A 25662-nucleotide genomic window follows, 5' to 3' on the forward strand; every position below is an offset into this window, starting at 1 on the left:
CCGCGATCCGGCGGGGGTTCACTGGCGGGACTGCCCGGTCACCGCGAGGCAGAACAGACGCAGACTGTCCTCCGGCCCGTTCTGGTACCGCTTCAACGCCTTCCCGAGTGGATTCCAGACGCGCCCGTCAGGCGCGCGGATCCCGAACGGCTGCCCGAATGTACCGCGCTGATCCGTGTCGAAGTCCACCCAGACCGCGCCCGCCGTGCGCACCAGCACCTCGCCGGTATAAGCGCCGAAACGCAGGATGACCGGCGTCACCGCCTCCAGGGGCGGCTCTTCGCGCCGGAGCGTCTCGATGACGCGGTCGACCAGACTGAGGCTCGCCTGCGTGTAGTCGAGCCGGATCATGGCCCCTTCCCGCGCCATCGCGACGACATCCGCGGCCAGGCGAGGGCCGAGCAGGGGCACCGGTTGACTGGCCACGCCTTGCTCCATCTGACCCCTCCGCGCATCGGTATCGGCCGTACGGACCGCACGGCTCACTGGAGAGGCGCAGCAGGGCGGGAAAGCGTTACACCGCTCCGGCCGCAGTGGACGAGACGGCCGGCCGCAGACGGCTCCACCGACGGGACGGCCGCTCGGGTGGAGTCCCTGCGGCTCCCGTACGTCCGGGTCGTCCGGCAGCAGGTGAACGTGGGCGAACCAGCCGCGCCGCACGCCGCCCGCCGGTCCCGTGGACTGGACGCCCTGCCGGACGGTCGGGTCAGCGGGCGAGCCGGTGGAGCCAGTCGTGGAGCAGGGCGGTTTCGGTCGGGCGGAGCGGGAGGGCGGCACCGTCGGCGGTGGTGAGGGCGGCGTCGAGGGCGAGGGCCCGGGTGGCGAGGCCGGAGTCCGCGGCGGGGGGCGGGTCGGTGACGAGGGAGTCGATGAGGGTGTCACGCATCCTCGCGGAGATCTCCGGGTCACGCTCCTCGGCGGGAGCGCCGATCAGCGACAGGGTGACGCCGGTGACAGCCGCCAGGCAGAGGCCGGCGGCGAGGGTGGCCGGGACCCGGAGGCGGCCGGCGGCTGCGGTGCGGTCGAGGAACCTCAGCAGCAGGGCGTGGGCCTCGTCGGCGGCGGGCGGGCGGCGGCCGGGGCGGTCGGTGCCGTACATCAGCAGGTAGAGGGCGGGGTGCTGCAGCCCGAATTCGACGTGGATGTCCCAGCCGCGCCGCATGTCGTCGACCGGGTCGTCGGTGGGCGCCAGCGTGTGCTTCTCGGCCAGGTAGATGTCGAAGGCGTGGACGGCCAGGGCCGCGAGGAGGCCGTCCTTGTCGCCGAAGAGCTGGTACAGGGAGGCGGCCCGGATGCCGGCCGCCGCGGCGACCGCACGGGTGGAGACCGCCTGGGCGCCCTCCCGTTCGAGGATGCCGGCCGCCACCTCAAGGACCTGCTGCCGGGTCCGGGTCTTCGCGTCGTCCACGGTTGCAATGCTACGGCATTCGGCGTATCACTGAGACGTTGCAGTGCTACGCGGATCGGCGTGGCATCGATACGCCGAGGGAGAAGCCAGTGAATCGAGTCGGATACGGCGCCATGCAGCTCGCCGGACCGAACGTGTGGGGGCCGCCGGACGACCCCGAGTCGGCGCGGCGGGTGCTGCGGCTGGCGGTCGAGCTGGGAGTCACGTTCTTCGACACCGCGAACGCGTACGGCCCGCGTACGGTGAACCGGCTGATCGGGGAGGCGCTGCGGCCCTTCCCCGAAGGAGTGATCGTCGGCAACAAGGTCGGCGCCGGACGTGGCCCGGACAGGTCATGGATCATCACCGACCACCCGGACACGGTCCGCCGGCAGGTCCATGAGGCGCTGGCCGACCTGGGTACGGAGGCGAGCGAGCTGACGTACCTGCGGCTCGGGGGCGACACCCCGGTCCCGCAGAGCGACGTGCCGCTGGAGGATTCGCTCGGCGCGCTCGTCGAGCTGCGCGACCAGGGGCTCGTCCGCCGCATCGGACTGTCGGGCGCCTCGCCGGAGATGCTGGCCCGCGCACAGAAGATGACGCCGATCGCGGCCGTGCAGAACCGCTTCAACCTGCTCGACCGCAGTGGCGTCCAGGTCCTCGCCGACTGCGAGGCGCAGGGCATCATGTTCGTGCCCTACTTCCCGCTGGCCTCCGGGCGGCTCACCGGCTACGACGAGCTGACCGGCCCCGCGGAGCGCCTCGGCGCGACACCTGCCCAGGTCGCGCTGGCCTGGCTGCTGCGCCGTTCCCCGGCCATGGTCGTCATCCCCGGCACGGCGAACCCCGACCACCTGCGCGCCAACGTCGGTGCGGCCGAGGTCGCCGAGAACCTGACCGACTCCGAAGTGGCCCGCCTGACCGGCCTCGTCGACGAGTCGAAGGCCGCCATCGACCAGCCGCACCAGTCCACGCTCGACGCGCTACGGTCCGCGGCGCAGACCCACCGCTGAGCCACCGGCCCCTGGGAGGTTCCAACGCCGCGCCCCACGGCGGGACTTCGGCCGACGCGCTGCCGGATGTCCCGTCCCGTGCCCGCCGCGAAGCTCCCGAGGCCGGGCGTCCGCGTGCTCCGCCGGCCGGTGGATACGGCCGGCGGAGCCGGTGGGGCCGGCGGCTACGGCCGTTCGGTGAGCAGGTCCGCCAGCCGGTCGGCGAACTCGGTGAGCCAGTCAAGCCGCGGTCCGCTGCGGGCGATACGGAATCCGTGGCGCCGGCCCCAGAACGCGGCCTGCACGGCGTGGAACTGCGCCCAGCGCCGGGTCCGTTCGCGGTCGAGTTCGGCGGCCTCGGTGAAGACGTCCAGCGCGCGGCGGGCGGCCTTGCGCAGGTCGTCCGCTGCGAGGAGCGTCAGCGCGCGGGACTTGAGCAGTGTGCCGCCGTCGTACGCGGGATCTCCGGCGCAGCCCTTGGGGTCGACGGCCAGCCAAGGTTCGCGGTCGGCACGCAGGATGTTTCCGGCGTGGAGGTCGCCGTGGACGAGGGTGTCCGGCTGGACCCGGCCGAGCTCGCGGACCGTCGCCACGGCGGCGTCCACCGCCCGGCGCGACAGGGTGTGCGTCAACTCGTCGGCATCCCTGAGCAGTTGCTCCTCCCAGGCGTCAGCCTGTGCCCGCAGCCGGGGCAGGCCGGCCGGCGCGGGGACGGCCAGCCTGCGGCTGATCCGGCCGGCGACCGTCACCACCTCGTCGCCGTCCTCGACCTCCGTTAGGGTCGACGTCCTGGCCCGTTCCAGCAGCATCGCGAACCGCCCGTCGTCCCGTTCGTGCAGCAGCACGGCCCCACGCCCGTCCCACGCCGCGAAGGCGTCCGGCTCGTGGACGTTGCCCGGGTGCGGGAACGACACCTTCAGGACCGCGGCCCGCTCACCCTCCTGCCGTACCGGGACGATGACCCCGACGCCCCCGTGCATCACCTCCCCGTCCGGCACGCACCCCCAACGCGCCAGCAACTCCTCGACAATCCCCGGCAGTTCGGCGAGCCACACCGCTCCTGGCTCCCCTTCGCGCTCAACCGTGCTCCGGGCGAATCCCTCCGGTACCTCGATCATCCGGGCACCCTACGACCCGCCCCACCGCACCGCCACGAAGCGGACGCGCTGCGCCTGCTGGCGGGCCGGAGCGTGGCCGCGACCGGGGGCGCGGTCTGACCCACCCCGGACGGGGCCGGACCGGGCCGGCGGCCCGCACCCCGAGGCCCGCGCAACCCGCAGCCGGTGCACCACGCGCACCCCGCGGCCACCGCCCGGCCGGCCGCGTCCGGTGTTGTCCTCGGCCGCCGACCGTCCTCACCGGAAGCCTCCGCTGCCACGGCGGGTGCTGCCGGGCCGCGGCGTTCCAGGGCGTGACAGGGCCCCCCAAACGTCTCCCGCCCAGATCAGGGGGTTTGTGACACTGGGAGAATGACCAGTGAGCAGCACAGCGGCAGCGGTGGCACCGAGCTGGGGCGGTTCCTGCGGGCCCGCCGCAGCGAGGTCACCCCCGACCAGGTCGGTCTCACCACCGGCCCTGGACTGCGCCGGACACCTGGGCTGCGCCGCGAGGAACTCGCCACCCTCGCGGGTGTGAGCATCGACTACTACACCCGCCTGGAACGCGGCCGGGAGACCCGTCCCAGCCCGGCCGTCGTCGATTCCCTCGCCCGCGCCCTCCTGCTGGAGGCAGAAGAGCACGAGCACCTGCGGCAGCTCGCCCAGCGGGCCGCCCGGCACGCCCCCGAACCGCCCACCGCCCCCAGCCGCGCCCTGCGGCCCGGCGTCAAACTGCTGCTGGAGAGCCTGCGGCCCACCCCGGCGTACGTCGTCAGCCGCGCCTTCGACATCCTCGCCGCCAACCCCGGCGGACTGCGCCTGTACGCGGGAATCGAGAGCTGGCCGCTCCGGCAGCGCAATCTCGCCCGGTTCCTCTTCCTCCACCCCGCCGCCCGAGATGTCTTCGGGGACTGGAACAACCAGGTCCGCGGCTGCGTCGCCCGGCTGCGGGCGCTCGCCGGCACCGATCCCGACGCCCCCGACCTGGCCCAGCTCGTCGGTGAGCTGCTGCTCAAGAGCCCGGACTTCGCCCGCATGTGGGAGCGCTACGACGTCCGGGGGCACCGTTCAGGCACGAAGTCGTTCCATCACCCCGAGGTCGGCGACATGACCCTCGGATACCAGTCGATGCAGCTGGACGGGAGCCCCGGCCACCGCCTCGTCGCGTACTACGCGGAGCCCGGCTCCCCGACCACGACGCGATGGTGCTGCTCGACCTGCTCACCCCGCAGGCGGAGCAGCAGCCCGCCGCCGACCGCTCCCAGCCGGGCCGCGGCTGACCCTCCCCTCCCGCGGATCCATCCCCCGTCCCCGTACTGCGGTGGCCTTCGCCCCCGGCGCCGGCCGCACCCTCAGGAAGGTTCTACCGCCATCTCCACCTGGCTCATCCGGACCAGCCGGAGCACCGGCTCCCCCGCGTAAACCGGCCCGCCAGCCGCCCCGGCCCGTTGGGCCGCCCCTTGAGTTTTTCCGACCGATTCAGACCGCATCACCGACTGGAGAGCCTTGCTTACCGTCAACGCCTATGCCGCACCGTCCGCCACAGAACCGCTCGTCCCCACCACGATCCAGCGGCGCGACCTCGGCCCCAAGGACGTCCTGATCCAGATCAGCTACGCCGGCATCTGCCACTCCGACATCCACACCGTCCGCGGCGAATGGGGCCCGATCACCTATCCGCAGGTCGTCGGGCACGAGATCGTCGGAACCGTCACCGAGACCGGCTCCGAGGTGACGCGGCACGGCGTCGGGGACCGGGTCGGGGTCGGCTGCATGGTCAACTCCTGCCGCGAGTGCGCCAATTGCCGCGCCGGGCAGGAGCAGTACTGTCTGAAGGGCAACACCGGGACCTACGCCTCGGTCGACCGCGACGGGACCATCACCCAGGGCGGTTACTCCACCCATGTCGTGGTGGTCGAGGACTTCGTGCTGAAGGTCCCGCACGCCATCCCCTTCGAGGCCGCCGCGCCGCTGCTGTGTGCCGGCATCACCACGTACTCGCCCCTGGCCCACTGGAACGCCGGCCCCGGCAAGAAGGTCGCCGTGATCGGACTCGGCGGCCTCGGCCACATGGCCGTCAAGATCGCCCATGCGATGGGTGCGGAAGTCACCGTGCTCTCCCAGAGCCTGCGCAAGCGGGAGGACGGGCTCAAGCTCGGCGCCGACCACTACTTCGCCACCAGTGACCCCGCCACCTTCGACGACCTCGCCAACTCCTTCGATCTGATCATCAACACCGTCAGCGCGGTCATCGACCTCGACGCGTATCTGTCGCTGCTCGCGCTGGACGGCACCCTCGTGAACGTCGGCGCCCCGCCGCAGCCGCTGCCCGTCCGGGTCTTCACGCTCTTCGGCAACCGGCGCTCCTTCGCCGGATCCGGCATCGGCAGCATCCAGGAGACACAGGAGATGCTGGACTTCTGCGCCGAGCACGGCATCGCCCCCGAGACCGAGCTGATAGCCGCGGACGCCATCAACGACGCGTACGAGCGGGTGCTCTCCTCGGACGTGCGCTATCGCTTCGTCATCGACGTCGCCACCATGGCCTGACCCTTGGGCAGACCCCCGCACCTGGTCCGCAGCGACCGTGCGGGGGTCTGCCCGTAGGACGGCCGCGGGGCCCTTGCACGCCGCCCGCCCCCGCACGCTGCCCGCCCCCGCACGCTGCCCGCCCCCGCACGCCGCCCGCCCCCGCGATCGGCGGCCGTTCCCCGCCCGACCACTCCCCGACCCCGCCCGACCACGGCGTCCCGCGGCTTGACGGATTTAGTTATACCTCGCACAATATTTAATATGTCTACAACTCATTCTCTTCCCGCCGGTTCACCGCCGGCCTCAACCGGCCGCGTGCTGCTGATCGGCGCGTCCCGCGGTCTGGGCCTCGCACTGGCCCGGGAGTGGGCGCAGGACGGCCGGCAGGTCGTGGCCACCGTGCGCGGCTCGGGCCGGACCCCGCTGCACGACCTCGCCGACTCCCGCGCCGGGCAGATCGAGATCGAAACCGTCGACATCACCGAGCCCGCGCAGATCGCGGCGCTGCACGATCGGCTGGCGGACCGGATGTTCGACCTGCTCTTCGTGAACGCCGGCGTGACGAACCAGCCCGAGGGCACGGTGGCGGAAACCTCGACCGACGAGTTCGTCCGGGTCATGGTCACCAACGCGCTGAGCCCACTGCGTGTCGTCGAGGCGCTCCAGGACCGCGTCGAACCCGACGGCACCATCGCGGTGATGTCCTCGGGCCAGGGCAGCGTGGCCAACAACGAGCGCGGCGGCCACGAGGTGTACCGCGGCAGCAAGGCCGCGCTCAACACGTTCATGCGCAGTTACGCGGCCCGGCACGACGGCGAACGCCGTTCCCTGGTCCTCATGGCGCCCGGCTGGGTGCAGACTGACATGGGCGGCGCGGGCGCCCACCTCACCATCGACGAGAGCATCCCGAACGTCGTCAAGACACTCGACGCCCTCCGGGAGAGCCCGGGCCTGCACTACGTCGACTACCTCGGCCGGACCGTGGCCTGGTGAACGCGGGAGACTCCTCGCGACGCCCAGCCGATTCCGGCCAACAGGCGTGGGCCCTGATGTACCGCTTCGTCGAGGCGCACCACCGCCATGGCGAACTCGCCGAAGCGCTCGGATTCCGTCTCGGCGGCGGCCGGGGGAAGATCCTCTTCCAGCTCCGCCACGGACCGGCGACTCTCCGCCAACTCGCCGAGGCCAACGGCGTCGACGCCCCCTACGCCACCTTGATCGTCGACAAGCTGGAAGCCCACGGCCTCGTTGAACGCCGCCCGCACCCCGACGACAGGCGCCGCAAGCTGGTCACGCTCACGGCCGCCGGCCACCAGGCCATCGCGAACGCCGACGCGATCCTGCTGCGCCCGCCCCCGGCGATGGGAAGCCTCACGGCCGACGACCTCGGACAGCTCGCCGGACTCCTCACCCGTCTCCTCGACGCGGACGCCGACGCGGCCGGACCCCAGCCCCCGGAGTAGTGGTGGCCGCCCCGGCCACGGCGTCAGTGATCGATGTCCGGGGTCCGGCCGGCCCGGTCCGTGGTGGGGCCTGACCACTGGAGGAGGAAGCGCAGGGCGTCCTCGGAGGGGGAGCCGGGAGGGGCGGTGTAGGCGGCCAGGAACTGGTCCTGGTGGGTGTCGACGGACAACTGGTGGACGTCGAGGGTGAGGGTGCCCGCCACCGGGTGGCGGTAGGCCTTGGTGAGCAGGCGCGGGCCGCGGACCTGGTGGTCTCCCCACCACACGCGGAAGTCCGGGTCCCGCAGGCTGAGTTCGCCCACCAGCGCGGCCAGTGCCGGATCCTCGGGGTGGAGACCCGCTTCCATCCGCAGTACGGCTACGCACTCCCGTGCCACGCGCGGCCAGTCCGCGAACAGCGCCCGGTACGCGCTGTCGAGGAAGGTCATCCGGATCACATTGCGCTCGCGCGCGGGCAGCGCGCCGAAGTCCCCGAGCAGCGCGACCGCTGCCGCGTTCCAGGCCAGCACGTCCATCCGGCGGTTCATCAGCATCGCGGGCACCTCCGCCATGCCGGCCAGCAACTGCCGCAGTTCCGGGCCGACCTGCTGCTCGGCCGCCTGCCGTCGCCTGGGTGCGGGCCGCGCGACCTCGGCGAGCGTGAACAGATACGTCCGTTCGTCGGCCGCGAGCTCCAGCGCGTCGGCGAGCGCGTCGAGGACCGGGCGGGACACACGGTGGGTGCGGCCCTGCTCCAGACGCACGATGTAGTCGGTGCTGACGTGCGCGAGCTGGGCCAGCTCCTCGCGGCGCAGCCCCGGTACCCGGCGTAGCCGGCCGTCGTCCGGCAGGCCCGCGCGGCGCGGGTCGAGGGCGGCGCGGCGTGCGCGCAGGAACTCGCCCAGTTCGTTGCCGCCGACCGCCCCGGTGTGGTGCTCCATGGTTCCCAGTGTCCGCCGGAGCGCGGTCGGGTGCCTGGTACTGGTCCGCATAGGCAGCACCCTCCCTGGCACCGGCCTGCGCACGGAGTGACCGTGGGAGGAGGCGGCGGACAACCGGCCGCCGGGGTCCGCGTCTCCCGTGGGTGCCGCGTTCTCCCCGTTGTGACAGGTGCGGAGAAGATCATCATGAGGACAGACGTCACGTTCGACAGCGCCGGCCTGAAGCTCGCTGGCCACCTCTACACCCCTGAGGACGGGAAGCAGGGCCCGCGCCCGGCTGTCGTCGTCGGCCACCCGGCGAGCGGCGTGAAGGAGCAGGCGGCCGGCCTGTACGCCGAACGTCTGGCCCGTGCGGGTTTCGTCACGCTGGCTTTCGACGCCGCCCATCAGGGCGGGAGTGAAGGCACCCCGCGCGGCCTGGAGGACCCCGCTCAGCGTGTCGAGGACATCAAGGCCGCTGTCTCCTTCCTGAGCGTGCGCGCCGAGGCCGACCCGGACCGTATCGGGGCTCTCGGGATCTGCGCCTCCGGTGGGTACGTCGTTCCGGCCGCCGCCGGTGACCACCGGATCAAGGCCGTCGGCACGGTGAGTGCCGCCGACATCGGCCGGCAGTTCCGCGAGGGCGCCGACGGCACCCAGGACCCCGCGGTCGTCCAGGCGATGCTCGACGCGGCAGCCGCCGCCCGCACCGCGGAGGCCCGCGGTGCGGGCGCCGGGGAGTTCCCGGTCTTCCCGGACACGGAGGAGGAGGCCAGGGCGCTCGGCCGGCACGCCTTCGAGGGCTGGGAGTACTACCGCACCAACCGCGCCCGGCACCCGCGCTCGGCGGACTCCTTCACCTGGAACAGCGTCGACCGCATCGTGACCTTCGACCCGTTCCGGTTCGCGGGCCTGATCGCACCGCGCCCGCTGCTCATGATCGTCGGAACCGAGGCGGTCACCTCCCACATGACCACGGAGGCGTTCGCGAACGCCCGGGAACCCAAGAGCCTCCACTGGATCGAGGGTGCGAGCCACGTCGACCTCTACGACAAGGACGCCTACGTGACCCCCGCGGTGGCTGAGCTGACGGCCTTCTTCCGCAGCGGCCTCGGCGAGCCCGCCCGGGTGGGCTGAGACGGCTTTCCGCGCGCGCGGCCCAGGCCGGGGTCTACGCGTCGTCGTCTTCCCCCGCCGGGGCGTCGGCCACCGCGTCGAGGGCCGCGTGGAGATGGGGGATCAGGCGCTCCACGTCGGGGCCGTTGAGGACGGTGTGGCCCAGCAGCGTGCGGTTGAGGAGGACCCCGGCGCAGATGCCTTCGAGCCGATTCCGGTCCGCTCGGCGCCGGCCCGAGTGACCGGCTCCGCTCCCCGGTCGCCCGGGGCTTTGCCGCCCTGTTGGGGCAACCGGGGAACTCGCACTCGATGGTGGAAACCGCTCGGAACGCCAGGGGACGGTCGCGCGGCCGGGACTACCCCTTCGCGGTGAAGCGGGTCCTCCACAGGTCGCGGAGCAGTGCGATCTCTGCCATGTGGTGGATGAATTCGAGGTTGGTCCCCGCCAGGACGGCGACGTACGGGTCGTCGGGATCGGAGCCGTACGGGTACTGCGAGAAACCGACCGTGTCGAGCTGCTCGTCGGTGACCGCGGCGACGCTCTCGCGCCAGCGGTCGATCAGCGCCCAGAACCGTTCGAGCGCCAAGGCGGCGGAGGGGGTGAAGTCGACCAGCAGCCTTGGTTCCTGCCGGCGTTCGCCGAAGGTCCACTCCCACTGGCCCGCGAAGCACGAGTGCAGGTGCTCCAGCCGCCACGCGATCGTGGTGACCGACGTCGGGTCGGGCTCCGGCTCCCCGGTGTGGGCGAGGACCTGCTCGACCCGCTCGACGCTCACGTTCCAGTCGTCGGCGATCTTGGCGACCGTCATGCCGCCGGCGACCTGCCGGGCGACCTCGGCGTACTCGTTCGCCGGGATGTCCGGGGCACCCAGGTCGAGCACCCACTCGCCCGGCCCGTACGCCCTGGGGGTGACCGCCTCGCCCCTGCGCCGGACCGACCAGCAACCGGCCACTGGCTCCCACGCGTACTCCTCGTCACCGAGCCCCGTCAGCCGCACCTGAGCCATCTCCCGGGCCTGGTCGAACTGATCGAGCAGCAACCCCAGCCGTCCGGTCCGCACACCCTGCGTCTCCATGCCGGGCCCCTTCGCCGTCGCGTACCTCACCACGCCCAGACGGAAGCTAACGGCTCCCCACCCGGAACCGCGACCGATTTTTCCGCCCCGCAGCCGTGCGAGGTGCCGTCGTCGAGGTCCACCAAACAGCGATACGTCCGCTCCGCCCGCCTCGGAACCCGCCCGGGTTTTCAGGTGACTTCCGGCGCGGCCCACGAGAAGTCGTACACGGCGAAGTCAGTGACCGGGACGTAACCGATTCGTTGGTAGAGGCTGTTACTTGTCGGGTTGGCAGGGTCCGCGAACAGTACGACCTCTGTGGCTCCTGCGGTCAGCGCGGCTCTGCTCACGTGGACCGTCACCGCGCCCGCGTAGCCGTGACCCCGGAGGTGAGCCGGGGTGTAAACGGGGTCCACCCGGATCTGGCCGGCGACCATCGAGGTCATCCCCGCCATGGAGACGGGGGTGCCGTCCTGGGTCTCCCAGAACGTGAAGCGTTTGTCGGCGAAGCGGGTGTAGGACCAGGAGTCGGCATCCACGGAGCGGATTTCTCCGACAGCGGCAACGAACTCGCCGCACCAGCGGATGAGTTGCCCACGGTCCTGCTCGCCTGCGACTCGGCCTCGGCCCTCGGGGAGTGGCTCTGGTGGGGGGAGCGTGCCAAGGCGGTACAGGCGGAGCCGCTGCCGGAGCGTCGGAACCGCGCCGGTGTGCCGCTGCCACGCCTCGGCGAATGCGCTGGCGCTGTCGTCCTCTCCGCTGACGCCGGGGAGCGTATGGCCGAGGTCGGCCAGGCGAGCGGCGAGCATGCCGGCCTGCTCGCGGGTCACGGGGGTAAGGCCCAGGCGGCCGGGCGGGGTGCGGTAAAAGATGGCGCTGACCTCGCCCCCTTGCTCCAGTCGGCCGAAGACGGGAGCTTCGGAGCCGAACGCGTTCGCCCCGCGCGTCCGCAGGCCCTCGATTACCGTCAACGGCATGGTGTGGAGGGACGGGCGCGAGTTCAGAAAGCCTTCGGTCCGACCGAGAAAGTTGTCGAGGTCCTGCGTAAGGTGCCAGCCGTCCGGGCGCATGCTTCATGATTCCTCACGCACTCGCCCTCGGGGGCACGACCGCCGACAGGCAGCCGAACCGGAACTCAACCTGATCACCGAGCGAGCCGCGGGGGCGGGGTGCGCAACTTCGGGAGGGTCCCCGGCCGTGGGCAGGTGAAAGGACGGGATGGTGCGGTCGCTGCGGATGACCAGGGTGATGACGTTCAGGGGTGAACCGGACCCGGGGGCACTTCTGGTGCCGGCTCTGGGGCGGGACGGGCGTGGGGGAGCGGTGCTGTTGTCCACCGGGGCCGGCTGCGACGTGCACCGCTGGGACCCTGCGACGGGCCGGTTGTTGTGGCGGTTCACCGGGGCCGGCCCCGTGTCGGAGGTGGCGGTGGCGTGTCCGCCGCGGCGCGGTCCCCTCGTGGCGGTGGCGACCGATCTGGGGGTGGAGCGAGTCGACGCGGCGACTGGTACGGCCGTGCCGGACGAGGAGATGGGGGACGTCGACACCATCTGGGATGTCACGTGCGGTGTCCTGCCCGATGGGCGCGCCTTCATCGCGGGTGCCGCGCAGTGCGAGGGGCTGGTGCACTGCTGGGACGCAGCCACGGCCGAGCGGCTGGGGCCGCTGCCGGCCAATGACGACCGCCCGGTCAAAGCCGTCACGTCGATGACGCTGCCGGACGGCACCGTGCTGATCGCGGCGGAGAACGAAGCCGGTGTCATCCGCCGTTGGGACGCGGCCACCAGCGAGCCGGTCGGTGCGCCGATCCACGGCGCAGGGGAGTACACCATGCGACTTGTCTCCCTGGCCATGCCCGGCAACCGCTCCCTGCTCGCGTCCCTCGACATGAACGGCACCCTGTCACGCTGGGACGCCATCACGGGCGAGCAGGTCGGAGGGCCGCCCGAGTTGGGTCCCGATGCGGTGGGGATCGCCGCAGGGTGCCTGGGCGATACGGGCATGCTCTTCATTTCCACCGTCGGAGGGCCGACAGAGGTCCGCGACATCATCAGCGGCGCCCCCGCCGGCACACCGTTCCCGGGAGTCAACCCCTCCGCCCTGACCTGCCCCGACGGCTCCCTCCTGCTCGCCACCGGCGGTGCCCGCACGGGCGAGATGCACCTGTACCGGCTGACCGTCCCTGCTGACTGAGCCGCACCTTCGACGGGAACCGGAACCGGACGCGCAAGCGCAGCCAGGCCAGCGCGCGTCCGGCGTCCGGGAGCAGCGTGGTCCCGGGACGATGGGCTGAGATGATCTCTTCTGCCGTCTCCACGGTGTGCTGGTAGTAGGCCGGGAGCCGCTCAAGCGCGAGGTCCCGGTCGTCCGCCGGGTCATGGGCGAAGCAGAGGTTCGCGGCGAACTCGCGGAGGAGGTCGTGCAACCGGTACCGGCGCGGGGCCACCTCCTCCAGAAGGTGGTCGGTGTACAGGGCCTCCGGTGCGTCGCGGGGCCTGCTCAGGGGGCACGCCGACGAGCGCTGCCGCCGCCTGTGCGTCGATGTCGGGGTCGGGATGCAGCCCGAGCGGCCGGAACAGGCGGCGGTCTGGCGGGCGGCAGGTCCTGGTAGGAGAGGGAGGGGCCCGCGTGGGGCGGACTCCGGTCGGACTACGCGTAACGGCATGCGGTCGACGCTGTTCCCGGCGCGGGAGTCCGGCGGGTCCGAACCGGCCGCGGGTGCGGCCGGGTTGGTGCCGGGTCAGGAGGAGGGCATCGCGTTCACCCATGTGGCGCGCCAGGCGGGCGGGGCGAACGGATCGGCGAAGTACTGGGTTTCGAGGGCGACTTTGCCGTCGCGGAACTCCATCACGCTGACGACATACGTCGGTTGCCCGTCGTAGTCCATCACGTATTCGGTGATCCACAGGTCCCCGCTGCCGAGAATCCGGCGGACGGTGAAGGTGAGCTTCGCCGGGTGGTGTGAGCGCAGCGCCTGCAGATCGCGGCGGCCGTGGATGCGCTCACCCGACTGGGGATAGTCGGTGATGGCGTCGTCGTGATAAATCTCGTGCTCGGCGTCCTGGTCCCCGGCGGCAGACGCTGCCCAGTGCCGGTCCAGCGCCGCGCGAGTCTCCTGGTCTCCCATGACGTTCCCTCCGATCACGGGGGATGTCGGACGAGATACCTTGAAAAGGCGTCCCGGCCTCACCGACTCCAGGCTAACGCCGGTGTTGGCGGCCGACAGACTCGCGGTCGCGCTGACCAGGGCCAATGTGGGTGTCCGCAGCGAGAACGCCCCGGGGCGGACCGCGCGCTCGCCGCACCTCGGCACGGGCCGGGTTGTGGTCCTCCCCGCGGTCGCGCTGCGTGCCGGTAGCCTGATCGGGTGACCGAGCTTGAGCGGCCGCTGCTTGCGGATGTCTATCCCGCGCTGGTCTCCTTCCTGGGCACCGCGTTGGTCGCCGAGGGGGAGCCGGGCCTGGCGCGGAGCGTGGAGCGGCTGCGGTTCCACGGCTGGTGCGGGTGCGGGCCGTACTGCGGTTATCTGCGCACGGCTCCCGAAGGCCGGGCCGAAAACGCCTGGATCCATCTCGATGACGGGGAAGAACCCCGGGTCTGGCTCCAACTCGACCGTGACCAGGCCTCCTTCGCCGGAATGGAGATCTGCGAGTTCCGGCTGGGGCCGGCGCCCGCCCTCGATCCGGACCGGCCCCCTCACGTGAAATGAGCCGGACGGGCGGCGCGCGGCCCTCCCCATAGGTTAGGTTAGGCATACCTAAGTAACCGTGGCGCTCCGCTCGTTCCCCTGGAGAACTTCGATGCGATCTTTCCGTGCCCGCGTCATCCAGCCGACCGCCGCCGAGCGCGTACGGTCCATCCTGGCCGCGGCCCATTCGATGGCGGTGGTGAGCGACGGCGTGCGCAGCGAGGTGCGCCGCCTCGACGGGTCGGGGGCGATGAGCCCGATCCACCTGCACGAGCCGTCCGGGGCGACCCGCGCCCGGACCGCCGGATGGACCCCGGTGCGGCTGGAGTTCACCGATATCGCTCCCACACCCGTACGCGACCGGCTGCGTGCGCGTCTCACCCTGACCGGAGTGATGGCCGCCGCGTACGACGCCGGGTCCGCGCAGAGCACGTGCCTGGAGTTCGGCCAGGCGGTCCTCGAAGACCCCGAGGGACGCGCGGTCGTGACGCTGGACGCGCTGCGGGCCACGGACCTGGACCCGATTGCGACCAGTGAGGCGGGCATGCTGACCCATCTCATGGACAGCCACCGCGAACTCGTCCCCCTGCTGCTGCGCCTTGTCCGCCCGCAGCCGGACAGGAGCGTGCTGCGCGCCCTCCCGGTCGCGATGGACCGCTACGGCATCACCGTCCGCCTCGAATACCCGAGCGGTCACCACGACGTCCGGCTGCCGTTCGCGACGCCCGTGACCCACATCGACCAGGCCGGCCCGCAGATCCAGGCGCTCCTCGCGGCGGCGCGCCGCTGCTCCCACCACAACCGCCTGCTGACCTGACCGCGCCGGCGGGCGTTTTCGTACCGCTACCGTTGCTCCCCATGACCTCCACCGAGACAGGGATCACAGCGGAACTGGTCCAGGAGCTGCTGCGCGACCAGCACCCCGACCTGGCCGATCGCCCGGTGCGGCTCGGCGCGCGCGGCTGGGACAACCAGATGTGGCGGCTCGGTGACGACCTCGCCGTCCGGCTGCCGTGGGCGACACGGTCCGCGGACACGCTGCTGCGCAAGGAGCACGCCTGGCTGCCCTCCCTCGCCCCGCACCTACCGCTGCCGGTTCCCGTCCCGCAGCGCCTCGGTGAACCCTCCGCGCTGTTTCCGCGGCCCTGGATCGTCACCACCTGGGTGCCGGGCACGCCCGCCGACCGCGCCCCGGCCACGCGCACCCTGGAGGCGGCCGACACGTTGGCACTGTTCCTGACGGCCCTTCACCGTCCCGCTCCCGACGGCGCACCCGCCGGCGGTGGCCGCGGGGGGCCGCTGGCCGGCCACGCCGAACAGTTCGCCCAAGGGCTGGCCTCGGCCACCGAACTGGGACTGATCCCCGACCCGGACGCCGTCCGCGCGGTGTGGGAGGACGCCGCCGCCGCGCCGGTCTGGGCGGGCCCGGCGCTCTGGCTCCACGGCGACCTGCATCCGGCCAACGTCCTGACCACGGACGGCACCTTCTCCGGCGTGATCGACTTCGGTGAACTCTGCGCCGGCGATCCGGCCTGCGACCTGGCCGCCCCGTGGAACCTGCTGCCGGACGGCGCGGCTGACCGCTTCCACCAGGCGTACCGGCCGAGCCCGGACGCCGCGACCCTGCGCCGCGCCCGGGGCTGGGCACTGATGCGCGCCCTGGCCGGCATCCTCATCGGGGACGCCGGCGTCCACGGACGCCCCGGCGGCAAGCCCACCTGGGGCCCGCCCGGGCATGCCGCGCTGCGACGCCTCACCGCACAGGTCCGCCGCTGACCCCCGGACGTCACCGCGTTCGTTCCGCGGAGCCGGTCGCCGGGTGCGCGTCGGTGTCCTGGAGCGCCTTGGCGACGGCATCGGAGATGGCCTGCCGGACTTTCGTCCGGCGCCGTCTGCGCAGCCGCAGGTATCCGTACACAGCGGCGGCGACGGCCGCCAGCAGGGCCAGCTGTCCCCACGGCCAGGCCCACACCGTACGGCCCGCGGTGGTCGGGGCGACGCTGATCGGCGGCTGGTCCTGCGAGGCGACCGGCTGCAGGATCACCTGGGCGTCCAGCCGGACGGCGGGCCAGACGCCGGTCACGGTGGCGGTACGGGTCAGGGAGCCGCCGGGCAGGATTTCGGGCAGGTCGGCGACGGTGGCGGTCTGGCTCAGGAGCCCGAAGAGGCCCTTGATCCTGATCCGCTGATGGGCTTTCAGCCGGACGTTGCCGGTGTTGGTGACGGTGTAGCTGACATCCGCGCTGCCGCCGGCGGCCGGGTTCGCGGTCCCGTGGTAAGTGGCGTGGACCTCGCCGACGGTGAGGGCGGGGGCGAGCGGCCCGCTGACGCGGAGGTAGAGGCGGGAGCCGAGGCGCCGGTCCAACTGCACTGTCTTTCCCGCGCTCTTGGTGACCAGGGAGGTCACCACACCACCGGAGTGGTCGCCGGGGGTGGCGTTGGCGGGCACGGTGAGGGTGAAGGGCACCACCGCTGATTTCTGGCTCGCCAGCGTGATGGTGGCCGTCTTCATGGTGATCCAGGAGCCCACGTCGGTGGGCTTCTTCTCGGCCGCCAGCAGGTCGATGCCGCCGGCGGCGGTGGTGAAGGCGTCGCTGGCGTACACCCGGAGCCGGATGGTCGTGTCGCTGCGGTTCACCACGGCGATCGCGTCCGTGATCCGGGCGCCCGGGGCGAGGTCGTAGGTGAAGTGGGGGCGCCCCTTGCCGAGGGGTGTGTCGGCCGGCGCAGCCCCCCAGGTGACCTGGTCTCCTTGCCGGGCGGGCGCGGGTGCGGAGGCGGGGGTCCCGGGCGCCGCCGCGGCGCTGGTGGCAGCCGGCAGCAGCAGGTGTCCGCAGGCCGCCAAGGTCATCAGTACGGTGGCGAGAACCTTGCGCGGGACGAGCGGCACGGCGGATCTCCTGGTCATGTGGTGCTCTCCGTGGTCCTGGTACGGCGGCCGAGTTCGCCGAGGGCGCCGAGTGCGCGGCCCGCGGCGCCTTGTCGCCGGCAGGGCCGAAGGGCCGGCGTGCCCCCGCGATCGGTGCGGGGGCACGCCGGGTCGTCCGGGTGGGTTCAGGTGAGGGCGGTGAGGGTCAGGGTGGTGGTGTACGTACCGGGTGAGGTGGTGGCGGGCAGGTGGAGGTCGAGCGTGGCGCCGAGGGATCCGGTGCCCTTGGGGTGGCCCGCCGGGGCGGAGCCGAGCGTCGCGGAGGCGGTCAGCCCGGCGCCGTCGCCGGGGGTGACGGCGGTGCCCGGCGTGGCGCCCGCGCCGGGGGTGGTCACCGACGGGGTCCAGCCCAGATACCTGCCGGAGAGGCCGGCGGTGAAGTCACCGGTCTGGCCGGAGAGCGACCAAGTGGGGCCGCCGGTACGGGTGTCGGTCACGGTGACGGGCTTCAGGTCACCGGTGGATTCGAGATAGGCACCCTTGTCCACCGCGTCGGAGAGCGTCACCGCGTGGCTGTCGGCGTCGATCGTCCAGGTGAACCCGCCCACCTGCTCCGGTACCGTCACCGTGACCGTCTGCTCATCGGACGAGGGCGTCGGCGGCGACGCCACGGTCAGCGGCTGCCAGGCGTCGAGCGAGCGGTTGTCGAAGGTGTCCTGCCAGGTGGCGGTGTCGGTACGCCGCAGGAAGGCGCCGATTCCGTAGCTGTGTCCCGCGCTGAGCTTCCCGGCCGGCACGGTGAGCGGTATCGAGAACGCGCCCCCGCTGCGCTGCATGGAGTCGTAGTACAGCTGTCCGCTGCTGCTGTCGGGTGAGGTCGCGATCCAGTCGCGGTTCCCGGTCCTGCCGGGCTGCCAGACCCCGGCGTCGAACAGGCCGACGTCGAGTGAGTAGGTGAGGGTGGCGCTTTCCCAGTCGGGTACGTCGAAGCCGGCGCCGAGCACCGTGAGGCGGGTGGCCGTGTCCGGATCCACCGGTCCGCCGGGGACGGCGACGAGCTGGGGCTTTCCGGTCGCGCGGAAGACGCTCACCTGCACGGGCGCGGACGTCGAGGCGGTTCCCTCGACGTTGGCCGCCACGATCCGCACCGACGCCCCGTTCGCGTCCAGCGGCATGGCGGGGATCACGAACTGCTGGTCGCCCCCGACGACGGGCTGGGAGTAGACGGCGCCGGTCCAGGGCGCCCAGTGGGCTCCGCCGTCATCACTGCGTTCGAGGGTGACCCGGTCCGGGTCGATGGCCGGGTTGCCGGTGACCTTGAACGGGACGACCACCCGGGTGCCCTGGATCGCCAGGACGTCGCCGGGCGGGGTGGAGAACCGGGGTTCCGCGTACGGCGCGGTGGTGAGCCGCAGCGCCGTGGAGACAGCCTGCCCGTCGCTGTTCTCCGCCACGATCCGTACGTAGGTGTTGTTCCACGACGGTTCGACGGCCGGGATGGTCAGGGTCTCACTCGTCGCGCCGTCGATTGCGGTCCACGGTCCGTTCGGGGAACCCGACCTTTCCCACCGCAGATCGGCGTCGCCGTCGATGTCGGCCGTGACGGTGAGGTCACCGCCTTCGACGTACGGGGCTTCGGCGGTGGTCGAGGGGTTGCTGAGGATGACGGGGAGGTTCCGCACGTCGGGAGCCGAGTCGAAGCGTACGGAGAGGTCCAGGGGCGGCTTGTCCGGGTCGGCGCTCAGGCCGCTGGTGTGCCAGTAGCTGGACAGCCCCGTCTCGTACTGGAAGTCGACGAAGGACTGCGGCCAGGAACCCCAGCCGGGCTCGGCCGCCTTGACCGGGTCCGGGATCGCCGAGGTGGCGGAGCGGACCCCGTCGGTGAGCGGGAAGTAGTCGACGCCGGCGAACTCGGGCGAGATCTGCGCGCCGCCGCCCGGCCCTGCCGTGGTGTCCAGGCGCACCTGGGAGAAGGTGGCGACGGTGACGGAGCGCGGGGGTACGTCCTGCGACTGGCCCGGGTCGTCCCGGCTGGAGCCGACACCGCCGCTGGTCGCGGTGAGCGTTCCGGTGCCGTCGGTGGCGATGGTCAGGGTCGGGTCCTTCAAGTACCAGGTGACCAGGCCGGAGTAGGCGTTCGCGGTGAAGGCGCCGGTCCAGTGGACCGTGGCCTCGCCCGTGGTGGAGTTGGCCTGTCCGGTGCCATGGGTGAAGAGCACCCGCTGGTTGAGCTCCGATCCGGATGCCGGGATGCACTTGGTCGCGTCCGAGACGCTCTGCGCGGAGCCGTCGGCGGCCCGGTGGACGATCCGGACGTCGCCCTGCTCGGCCGCGAAAGCCTGCTGGGTGCCGGCCGAGAAGAAGTTGCAGCCGGAGTTGGCCGGGTTGCCGCCCTGGTAGATGTTGTTGACGCCCCACTCCAGGCTCGCGTCGGCGACGGGGGCGAGGGTTCCGCCGCCGGAGATGACGGTGAGCCGGGCGGGCGCCGAGGCCGTGGCGGGGCCGTGTCCGTTGTCGAGGCGGACGCGTACGTGGGCGCCGTCGTCGCCCGGGACCGCCTTGAAGGCGTAGTCCGGGCCGGTCGCCCCTGCGACGTCCGACCAGGCTGTGCTGTCCGGGGCCTGCCGCTGCCATTGGTACGTGATGGGGGCGGTGCCACTGGCGGTGACGGTGAACCGCGCGCTCTGGTACGCCTGCACCGAGGTGTCATGGGGTGGCTCGGCCACCGCCGCCGCCACTGGTGTGACGGTGAGCAGGGCTTCGTCCGAGCGGTGCTGGGCGAAGCCGGCGTCGAAGACATTGACGGAGTATGTCGCGCCGCTGTCGGCGTAGTTGGCGGTGAAAGTGTAGTCGGCGGTGTTGCTGCCGGCGATCGGGACGCTGCCCTTGGCGTCCGTGCGGTACCAGGTGTAGAGCTTGGCGCCGGGGAAGTCGGCGGAGAAGGTGACCGACCCGCCGTCCTGGACCGTCTGCGGCCGGGGCTGCGCGGCGAACGCCGGGTCGGACGTGGCCGTACGGCTGACCGGGCCCGGTGGCCGGTCGGAGGTGTGGAACGCGACGGGTGCCAGGCCGGCCGCCGGTGCGGCCCGGGGTCTTTCGGGTGGAGGGGAAGACGCCGCGGCGCCGGCGGCCGTTGCCGCGAACGCGCAGACGAACAGGGCCGTGAGAAGACGTGAACGCACGATGGGATTCCGCTCGTTCGAGAGGGAGTGGGTACCGCGGAGGACAACCGGGTGGGGCGGGCGCACGGCTGGTGCGGCCGTCCGGTCGCCGTCGCGGTGACGTGTGTGTGCCGGTGGGCGGGTCAGGAACCCGCGCGACATACTTAGGTTAGCCTAACCTAAGTATGTCGCGCGAGACATGCCGACGGAGCGTCGGGCCACCCGCTTCCGGAAGACCTCACGGGGCGGTCCGGGGGCCCCGCGTCAGAAGGGAGTTCAGCCTTTGGTGGCCGGCGGCCGGCTCCCGGTGAGTGCCTCGCCGACCGCTTCGCCGATCGCCGCGGCGACCTTGCGCCGGTGGCGCCGGCGCAGCCACACCTGGCCCCGGACCACCACCGCGAGGACGGCCGCCACGGCCAGCAGCGCCCACGGCCAGGCCCACACCGTCGTGTGGCCGGAGGCCGTCACCGGCAGCGTCGTCGGCTGCGGCTGCGCCTGTCCGGATCCGTCGGTGGCGGGCAGCGGGCGCAGTGAGACGGTGGCCTGCAGTGGTCCCGCGGGCCACACCCCACCGACCACGGCGGTACGGGTCAGCGCGTCGCCCGGCAGCAGTTCGGGCAGGTCGGGAAGGGCCGTACTGCCGCTGAGCGCGCCGAACAGGCCGCTGATCCGCACCTGTTGACGGGCCGTCAGCCGTATGTTGCCGTTGTTGGTGACCGTGTAGGTGAGGTGTGTTCTGCCGATGCCGACCGGGTTCGCGGTGCCGTCGTAGCGCGCGTGCACCGACGAGACCCGCAGGCTCGGGGTGAGGACCCCGGGGACGCGCAGGTAGACCCGGGAGCCCAGCCTGCGGTCGAGTGTGACGCCGTCCCCGGTGCCGCTGGTGACCAGGGAGGTGACGATGCCGCCGGTGTGGTCGCCGGGCGTGGCGCCGGAGGGCACGGTGACCGTGAAGGACACGGTGCGCGACTGCTGCGGGGCCAGGGTGAGGGTGCTCGTCCGCGGTGCGATCCAGGACCCGACGTCGGTCGGTCCGCGGCCGGCCGGCAGCAGGTCGAGGCCCCCGGTGGGGGTGGTGAACGCGTCGCTGGCGTAGACCCGCAGGGTGATCGGCCGGTCGCCGCGGTTGGCGATGTCGACCGCGTCCGTGATGCGGGTTCCCTGCGGCAGGGTGTACGTGAAGTGCGGGCGGCCGGTGCCCAGTTTGTTGTCGGCGGGCGTCACGCTCCACGTAACGCCCGGCGCGGTGGCGGGTTTCGCCGGTGCCGGGGCGACGCCGGGCACGGCGTGGGCGCCGGCGGCCGGTGCCCAGAGCCACAGCGTGGCGGCCAGTACGGCGACGGCCGTCCGGCGGAGCGCGGGTGCGGTGGAGAAGTGCATGGCGGGGGTTCCTTTACGTGCCTGGGTGCCTGCCTGGGTGCCTCCGACAGCGGGGCGGACAGGTGCCCCGGGCCGGACGCGGTGTCCGGTCCGGGGCACCCTGCCGGTGAACCGGTGGCTCAGCTCAGCGCGGTCAGCGTGAGCGTCGCCGTGTAGGTGCCGCCCGGAGTACCGGCCGGAACCTGGAGGTCGAGCCCGGCGCCGACAGTGGCGCTGCCCGTGGCGTGGCTGTCCCCGGCCGAGGCGAGGGTGGCGGCGTCGGTCAGACCGTTGCCGGCGGTGAGGCCCGGCGCGACGGCCGCACCGGGGGTGGCCCCGGCGCCCGGCGTCGTGACGTTCGGCGTCCAGCCCAGGTACTTGCCGGACAGACCGCCGGTGAAGTCACCGATCTGGCCGGCGACCGACCAGGCAGGACCGCCGGTGCGGGTGTCGGTCACGGTGACCGGGAGCAGGCTGCCGGTGGCCTCCAGGTAGGCACCCTTGTCCACGGCGTCGGCCAGTGTCACGGCCCGGTCGGTGCCGTCGATGGTCCAGCTGAACGACCCGCTGTGCGCGGGCAGGGTGGCGGTGATGGTCTGCTGGTCGTCGCCGGGCGCCGGGGTGCCGGCGTCGGCGAGGCTGATCGGGGCCGCGGCCTCGGCGCCCGCGTTGACACCGCCGCCGGCGCCCACGGTGAACACCGCGGGAGTGCCGCCGTCGAGCTTCTTGGCGTCGAGCGCGGCGGCGTCGATGGTCAGCGTGACCTGGAAGCTGCCGTCGTCGTTCAGGAGCGCCTCGTTGGCGGCGCCGGCCGTCGGCGTGCTGTGCACCCAGATGGCGCCCACGTTGGAGCGGGTGGCGGCCGGGAAGCCCTGGGAGGGCTGCCAGCCCGCCTGCTGGATCCAGCCCAGCTCCACGTACGCGCCCGCGTTGCCGGTGCCGTGCGCGTTGGGCGTGGTGGTGTCGTAACCCGTTCCGGAGACGGTGACGGTGTCACCGTCCTTGAGGTTCGCGGTCGGCGACACACTCAGCTCGGGGTGGTACACCGGGGTGCTGGGAGCAGCCGACCAGCTGACCGAGATCGGTTGGGCGACCTTGTCGGTGTCGTTGAGGTTGGAGCTGTACCAGTAGGAGCTTTCGCCGGTGAGTGCCTGGAAGTCGACGAAGGATTGGGGCCAGGAGCCCCAGTCGGAGCCGGACGTGTACTGGGGTGAGGCGCCGGCGGGCAGGGTGACCGAGACACCGCGGTAGGAGGGGTTGACGGTGAAGCCGGTGTCGGTGACCGTCACTCCGGTGAGGTCGGCGAGGGTGACCGGGGTGGCGGGCAGGGGTGCCCACTTGGTGGGGTCGGTCATGTCGGCGCCGTAGCCGCTGAGGGTGGCGGTGACCTTGCCGGTGCCGTCGGAGTTGACGGTGAGCTTCGGGTCGGTGGCGGTCCAGTAGACCATTCCGCCGTAGAAGGCGGAGGTGAAGGAGCCGGTCCACTGGACAGTGGCGGTGTTCGCCGCGGCGTCGACGGAACCCGTGCCGCCCGCGATCTTCACCCGGGTCCCGGTGTTCGTCGACGTGCTCACCGGACTGCCGTCAGGGCCCTGGCACTTGGTGGCCCAGGTGGGTTCGGCGTAGACGCCCGCGGTGTTGGGCTTCTCCACGGTGACGTTGCCGGCGTGCGTGGCATAGCCGGGTGAGGGCGTGGTCGCCGTCCACGGAGCGCTTGCCCCGGTGTCGCCGGCCGCGCCCGCCGACAGGAAGTTGCAACCCCCGAAGTACGCACCGGCGTTGGCTGTGTTGTCCAGGCCCCAGCTGAAGGTCGCGTCGGAGACGGTGGTGGCGGTGGTGGCGGACGCGCCGGCCGCGTTGGCGGTACCGGTCAGTCCGAGGCCGCCGGCCGCCGCGAGCGCGGCGACGGTGAGTCCTGCCAGGGTCCGCCGTCGGGCGGTGCCCGATCTGGCGGGTCCGGTCGCGCGCCTTCGGCGCGCGGTGGTTCCATACATCTGCGGTTCTTTCCTTCCGAGGGAACCCGAGGTGGCACCGGGTGGTGCCACCAGGTGGGGGCCGGGCGTGCCGGCCTGGCCCCCACCGTCTTTCCGGCACCCGGCCCGGGGGCCGGTGCCGGTCCGTGGGCGGCGGGGTCAGCCCCGCTGCCGCCGGACGCGTACGCGGACACTCGCTACGAGCACGGTGCCGCCGAGCAGCGCCAGGACCGAGGCGGTGAGCGGCACACCGATGCCCAGGCCGGTGGCGGCGAGCGAGCCGGGGCGGTACTGCACGGTCGGGATCAGCCCGCCGTCGCCCGTGTCGCCGCCGGAGCCGGACGCGCCTCCGGCGCTGCCGGACGTGCCGCCGGCGGTGCCCGCTCCGGTGTCGCCGCCCGGCGGCTGCGTGCCCGTGCAGCCCGAGAGCAGCACCGTGGCGTCGTCCAGCGCCTGGCCCTTCTGGTAGAAGGCGGTGCCGTCGAAGGTGAAGGCGCTGGTGTCCTGGATCGCGGTGTGCAGGACGCGCGTGATGCCGTCCGCGCCGCTGACCGGCGAGGAACCGGCGAGGTCCAGCGAGGCGAGGGCGACATCCTGGCGTGCGTCGGTCTTAGCGGCCTTGCCCGGCTCCGTCATGGTCAGGGTCACATCGGCGTACAGGGTGCCGCCGGCGCCCTTCACCACGAGTTCGGGGTCGGCGATGGTGATGTCGAAGAAGTGCGCGGGATAGCTGAACTCGACCGTGCCGCCGTAGTGAACGGTGAAGTCGGACGCGCTGACGTAGGACGGGCTGGACGCGAACGGCCACAGGAAGGTGCCGCTGGCCGGCTTGCCCGCCAGCGCGAGGTCCTGGCCGGTCACCTGGGCACCGTCGCTCGCGGTGATGTGGTTGGCGCCGCCGCCGGAGATCACATACGAACGGAAGCTCTTCTTGAAGCCCCAGACCAGGCTGCCGCCCTTGACTCCGTCGGCGAGCGTGCAGCCGGCCGTCGGTGTCGTGGTCGGGGTGGTGGGGGTGACGGACGTGGTCGGGGCTGGACTCGTGGACGGTCCGCCCGTGGTGGGGGGAGTGGTCGTGGGTGTCCCGGAGCCGGTGGGCGCGGTGGTCGGAGAACCGGTGCCGGTGGGGGGCGTGACGGAGTACGCGACGGAGATCGGTTGGGCGACCTTGTCGGTGTCGTTGAGGTTGGAGCTGTACCAGTAGGAGCTTTCGCCGGTGAGTGCCTGGAAGTCGACGAAGGATTGCGGCCAGGAGCCCCAGTCGGATCCGGACGTGTACTGCGGTGACGAACCGCTCGGCAGTGTCACCGCCACTCCCCGGTACGCCGGATCGACGGTGAAGCCGGTGTCGGTGACCGTCACTCCGGTGAGGTCGGCCAGTGTCACGGGGGTGGCGGGCAGGGGTGCCCACTTGGAGGGGTCGGTCATGTCGGCGCCGTAGCCGCTGAGGGTGGCGGTGACTTTTCCGGTGCCGTCGGAGTTGACGGTGAGTTTGGGGTCGGTGGCGGTCCAGTAGACCATTCCGCCGTAGAAGGCGGAGGTGAAGGAGCCGGTCCACTGGACGGTGGCGGTGTTCGCCGCGGGGTCGATGGACCCCGTGCCGCCCGCGATCCGGACCCGCGTCTGCGTACTGGTCGTGGTCGTCACCGGACTCCCGCTCGGGCTCTGGCACTTGGTGGCCCAGGTGGGTTCGGCGTAGGTGCCGGCGGCGTTCGGCTTCTCGACGGTGACGTTGCCGGTGTGCGTGGCGTAGCCGGGTGACGGTGTGGTCGCCGTCCACGGCTTGCTCGCGCCCGTGTCGCCGGCCGCGCCCGCCGACAGGAAGTTGCAACCCCCGAAGTACGCACCGGAGTTGGCGGTGCTGTCGAGTGACCAGGTCAAGGTGGCGTCGTCCACCGTCGCGGTGGCCGCCGCCGCGGGCGGGGCGTGGACGACGAGGCCGACGGCGAGTCCCGCGACGAGAACGAGCGCGGACAGTGCGGTGGTCACTGGGCGGGCCAGCAGGGAGGCCACCGGTCGGTGGCGTGGAGTGGTGGTCGGTCGTGCCGGCATGGCGTGCTCCTCTTCGCTT

The 25662-nt window shown here is 72.4% G+C and carries 21 protein-coding genes and 1 pseudogene; 10 read left to right on the top strand and 12 right to left on the bottom strand.

What is annotated here, in order from left to right; translation table 11 throughout:
* Positions 1–18 precede the first annotated feature (18 nt).
* Together OG552_RS31790 and OG552_RS31795 are read right to left on the bottom strand one after the other, a co-directional pair.
* Positions 19–426, bottom strand: a complete 408-nt coding sequence (locus tag OG552_RS31790) for a hypothetical protein (RefSeq protein ID WP_329138831.1) — start codon at positions 424–426, stop codon at positions 19–21.
* 280 nt (positions 427–706) lie between these two features.
* Complete coding sequence (locus OG552_RS31795) at positions 707–1408, bottom strand: TetR/AcrR family transcriptional regulator (RefSeq protein ID WP_329138833.1); 702 nt, start codon at positions 1406–1408, stop codon at positions 707–709.
* Between the two features lie 89 nt (positions 1409–1497).
* On the opposite strand from OG552_RS31795, the gene OG552_RS31800 reads away from it, so the two are divergent.
* Complete coding sequence (locus OG552_RS31800) at positions 1498–2400, top strand: aldo/keto reductase (protein WP_329138835.1); 903 nt, start codon at positions 1498–1500, stop codon at positions 2398–2400.
* A 164-nt stretch (positions 2401–2564) separates the two neighbouring features.
* Here OG552_RS31800 and OG552_RS31805 read toward each other — a convergent pair whose 3' ends face one another.
* Entirely contained in the window at positions 2565–3497 is a 933-nt protein-coding gene (locus OG552_RS31805) for an aminoglycoside phosphotransferase family protein (protein ID WP_329138837.1), read from the bottom strand.
* 351 nt (positions 3498–3848) lie between these two features.
* On the opposite strand from OG552_RS31805, the pseudogene OG552_RS31810 reads away from it, so the two are divergent.
* From OG552_RS31810 to OG552_RS31825, 4 genes and pseudogenes are all read left to right on the top strand, one after another.
* Positions 3849–4756: pseudogene (locus OG552_RS31810) on the top strand (helix-turn-helix transcriptional regulator).
* A gap of 226 nt (positions 4757–4982) precedes the next feature.
* On the top strand, positions 4983–6026 hold the full coding sequence (locus tag OG552_RS31815) for an NAD(P)-dependent alcohol dehydrogenase (RefSeq protein WP_329138839.1): 1044 nt from the start codon (positions 4983–4985) through the stop codon (positions 6024–6026).
* 243 nt (positions 6027–6269) lie between these two features.
* Positions 6270–7001, top strand: a complete 732-nt coding sequence (locus OG552_RS31820) for an SDR family NAD(P)-dependent oxidoreductase (protein ID WP_329138841.1) — start codon at positions 6270–6272, stop codon at positions 6999–7001.
* Positions 7002–7057: 56 nt separating this feature from the next.
* Positions 7058–7471 carry a MarR family winged helix-turn-helix transcriptional regulator gene (locus tag OG552_RS31825; RefSeq protein ID WP_329138843.1) on the top strand — a complete coding sequence of 138 codons (414 nt, stop codon included), beginning with the start codon at positions 7058–7060 and terminating at the stop codon, positions 7469–7471.
* Between the two features lie 23 nt (positions 7472–7494).
* Here the strand turns inward: OG552_RS31825 and OG552_RS31830 are convergent, their stop codons facing one another.
* Positions 7495–8391: a helix-turn-helix transcriptional regulator gene (locus OG552_RS31830; RefSeq protein ID WP_329138845.1), complete on the bottom strand. Its 897-nt coding sequence runs from the start codon at positions 8389–8391 to the stop codon at positions 7495–7497.
* 186 nt (positions 8392–8577) lie between these two features.
* On the opposite strand from OG552_RS31830, the gene OG552_RS31835 reads away from it, so the two are divergent.
* Positions 8578–9507 (top strand): alpha/beta hydrolase, encoded by a 930-nt coding sequence (locus OG552_RS31835; RefSeq protein ID WP_443071093.1) that lies wholly within the window; start codon positions 8578–8580, stop codon positions 9505–9507.
* 335 nt (positions 9508–9842) lie between these two features.
* On the opposite strand, the gene OG552_RS31840 is transcribed toward OG552_RS31835, so the two are convergent.
* Both OG552_RS31840 and OG552_RS31845 read right to left on the bottom strand, forming a co-directional pair.
* Positions 9843–10562 carry a DinB family protein gene (locus OG552_RS31840; RefSeq protein ID WP_329138847.1) on the bottom strand — a complete coding sequence of 240 codons (720 nt, stop codon included), beginning with the start codon at positions 10560–10562 and terminating at the stop codon, positions 9843–9845.
* A gap of 170 nt (positions 10563–10732) precedes the next feature.
* The gene (locus tag OG552_RS31845) at positions 10733–11611 is read right to left on the bottom strand and encodes a GNAT family N-acetyltransferase (protein WP_329138849.1); all 879 of its coding nucleotides are present in this window, start codon (positions 11609–11611) and stop codon (positions 10733–10735) included.
* 178 nt (positions 11612–11789) lie between these two features.
* Between OG552_RS31845 and OG552_RS31850 the strand changes: the two genes are divergently transcribed.
* Entirely contained in the window at positions 11790–12734 is a 945-nt protein-coding gene (locus tag OG552_RS31850; RefSeq protein WP_329138851.1) for a WD40 repeat domain-containing protein, read from the top strand.
* Positions 12735–13281: 547 nt separating this feature from the next.
* Here OG552_RS31850 and OG552_RS31855 read toward each other — a convergent pair.
* Positions 13282–13668, bottom strand: coding sequence for a nuclear transport factor 2 family protein (locus OG552_RS31855; protein ID WP_329138853.1), 387 nt, complete (start codon positions 13666–13668; stop codon positions 13282–13284).
* A 240-nt stretch (positions 13669–13908) separates the two neighbouring features.
* Here OG552_RS31855 and OG552_RS31860 point away from each other — a divergent pair, with 240 nt between their 5' ends.
* The 3 genes from OG552_RS31860 (at position 13909) to OG552_RS31870 (ending at position 16005) form a co-directional block, all read left to right on the top strand.
* A complete protein-coding gene (locus OG552_RS31860; protein WP_329138855.1) occupies positions 13909–14250 on the top strand; it encodes a hypothetical protein in 342 nt (113 codons plus the stop codon).
* A gap of 91 nt (positions 14251–14341) precedes the next feature.
* Positions 14342–15046, top strand: coding sequence for a DUF2470 domain-containing protein (locus OG552_RS31865; RefSeq protein ID WP_329138857.1), 705 nt, complete (start codon positions 14342–14344; stop codon positions 15044–15046).
* Between the two features lie 41 nt (positions 15047–15087).
* Complete coding sequence (locus OG552_RS31870; protein ID WP_329138859.1) at positions 15088–16005, top strand: aminoglycoside phosphotransferase family protein; 918 nt, start codon at positions 15088–15090, stop codon at positions 16003–16005.
* A 10-nt stretch (positions 16006–16015) separates the two neighbouring features.
* Here OG552_RS31870 and OG552_RS31875 read toward each other — a convergent pair whose 3' ends face one another.
* The 5 genes from OG552_RS31875 to OG552_RS31895 all read right to left on the bottom strand — a co-directional run bounded on the left by OG552_RS31875 (position 16016) and on the right by OG552_RS31895 (position 25643).
* Positions 16016–17137: a WxL protein peptidoglycan domain-containing protein gene (locus OG552_RS31875; protein WP_329138861.1), complete on the bottom strand. Its 1122-nt coding sequence runs from the start codon at positions 17135–17137 to the stop codon at positions 16016–16018.
* 146 nt (positions 17138–17283) lie between these two features.
* Complete coding sequence (locus tag OG552_RS31880) at positions 17284–20280, bottom strand: hypothetical protein (protein WP_329138864.1); 2997 nt, start codon at positions 20278–20280, stop codon at positions 17284–17286.
* 255 nt (positions 20281–20535) lie between these two features.
* Complete coding sequence (locus tag OG552_RS31885) at positions 20536–21639, bottom strand: WxL protein peptidoglycan domain-containing protein (RefSeq protein ID WP_329138866.1); 1104 nt, start codon at positions 21637–21639, stop codon at positions 20536–20538.
* Positions 21640–21758: 119 nt separating this feature from the next.
* Positions 21759–23612, bottom strand: coding sequence for a hypothetical protein (locus OG552_RS31890; protein ID WP_329138868.1), 1854 nt, complete (start codon positions 23610–23612; stop codon positions 21759–21761).
* Positions 23613–23750: 138 nt separating this feature from the next.
* Entirely contained in the window at positions 23751–25643 is a 1893-nt protein-coding gene (locus tag OG552_RS31895; RefSeq protein WP_329138870.1) for an HtaA domain-containing protein, read from the bottom strand.
* Between the last annotated feature and the right edge of the window lie 19 nt (positions 25644–25662).

The sequence above is a fragment of the Streptomyces sp. NBC_01476 genome, assembly GCF_036227265.1.
Classification (GTDB): domain Bacteria; phylum Actinomycetota; class Actinomycetes; order Streptomycetales; family Streptomycetaceae; genus Actinacidiphila.

Excerpts from the sequence above, each read along its gene's own strand:
- OG552_RS31805 (WP_329138837.1), bottom strand. The coding sequence starts at position 3,497 with ATGATCGAGGTACCGGAGGGATTCGCCCGGAGCACGGTTGAGCGCGAA.
- OG552_RS31820 (WP_329138841.1), top strand. The coding sequence starts at position 6,270 with ATGTCTACAACTCATTCTCTTCCCGCCGGTTCACCGCCGGCCTCAACC.
- OG552_RS31825 (WP_329138843.1), top strand. The coding sequence starts at position 7,058 with ATGTACCGCTTCGTCGAGGCGCACCACCGCCATGGCGAACTCGCCGAA.
- OG552_RS31830 (WP_329138845.1), bottom strand. The coding sequence starts at position 8,391 with ATGGAGCACCACACCGGGGCGGTCGGCGGCAACGAACTGGGCGAGTTC.
- OG552_RS31835 (WP_443071093.1), top strand. The coding sequence starts at position 8,578 with ATGAGGACAGACGTCACGTTCGACAGCGCCGGCCTGAAGCTCGCTGGC.
- OG552_RS31840 (WP_329138847.1), bottom strand. The coding sequence starts at position 10,562 with ATGGAGACGCAGGGTGTGCGGACCGGACGGCTGGGGTTGCTGCTCGAT.
- OG552_RS31845 (WP_329138849.1), bottom strand. The coding sequence starts at position 11,611 with ATGCGCCCGGACGGCTGGCACCTTACGCAGGACCTCGACAACTTTCTC.
- OG552_RS31850 (WP_329138851.1), top strand. The coding sequence starts at position 11,790 with ATGACGTTCAGGGGTGAACCGGACCCGGGGGCACTTCTGGTGCCGGCT.
- OG552_RS31855 (WP_329138853.1), bottom strand. The coding sequence starts at position 13,668 with ATGGGAGACCAGGAGACTCGCGCGGCGCTGGACCGGCACTGGGCAGCG.
- OG552_RS31865 (WP_329138857.1), top strand. The coding sequence starts at position 14,342 with ATGCGATCTTTCCGTGCCCGCGTCATCCAGCCGACCGCCGCCGAGCGC.
- OG552_RS31870 (WP_329138859.1), top strand. The coding sequence starts at position 15,088 with ATGACCTCCACCGAGACAGGGATCACAGCGGAACTGGTCCAGGAGCTG.
- OG552_RS31875 (WP_329138861.1), bottom strand. The coding sequence starts at position 17,137 with ATGACCAGGAGATCCGCCGTGCCGCTCGTCCCGCGCAAGGTTCTCGCC.
- OG552_RS31885 (WP_329138866.1), bottom strand. The coding sequence starts at position 21,639 with ATGCACTTCTCCACCGCACCCGCGCTCCGCCGGACGGCCGTCGCCGTA.
- OG552_RS31890 (WP_329138868.1), bottom strand. The coding sequence starts at position 23,612 with ATGTATGGAACCACCGCGCGCCGAAGGCGCGCGACCGGACCCGCCAGA.
- OG552_RS31895 (WP_329138870.1), bottom strand. The coding sequence starts at position 25,643 with ATGCCGGCACGACCGACCACCACTCCACGCCACCGACCGGTGGCCTCC.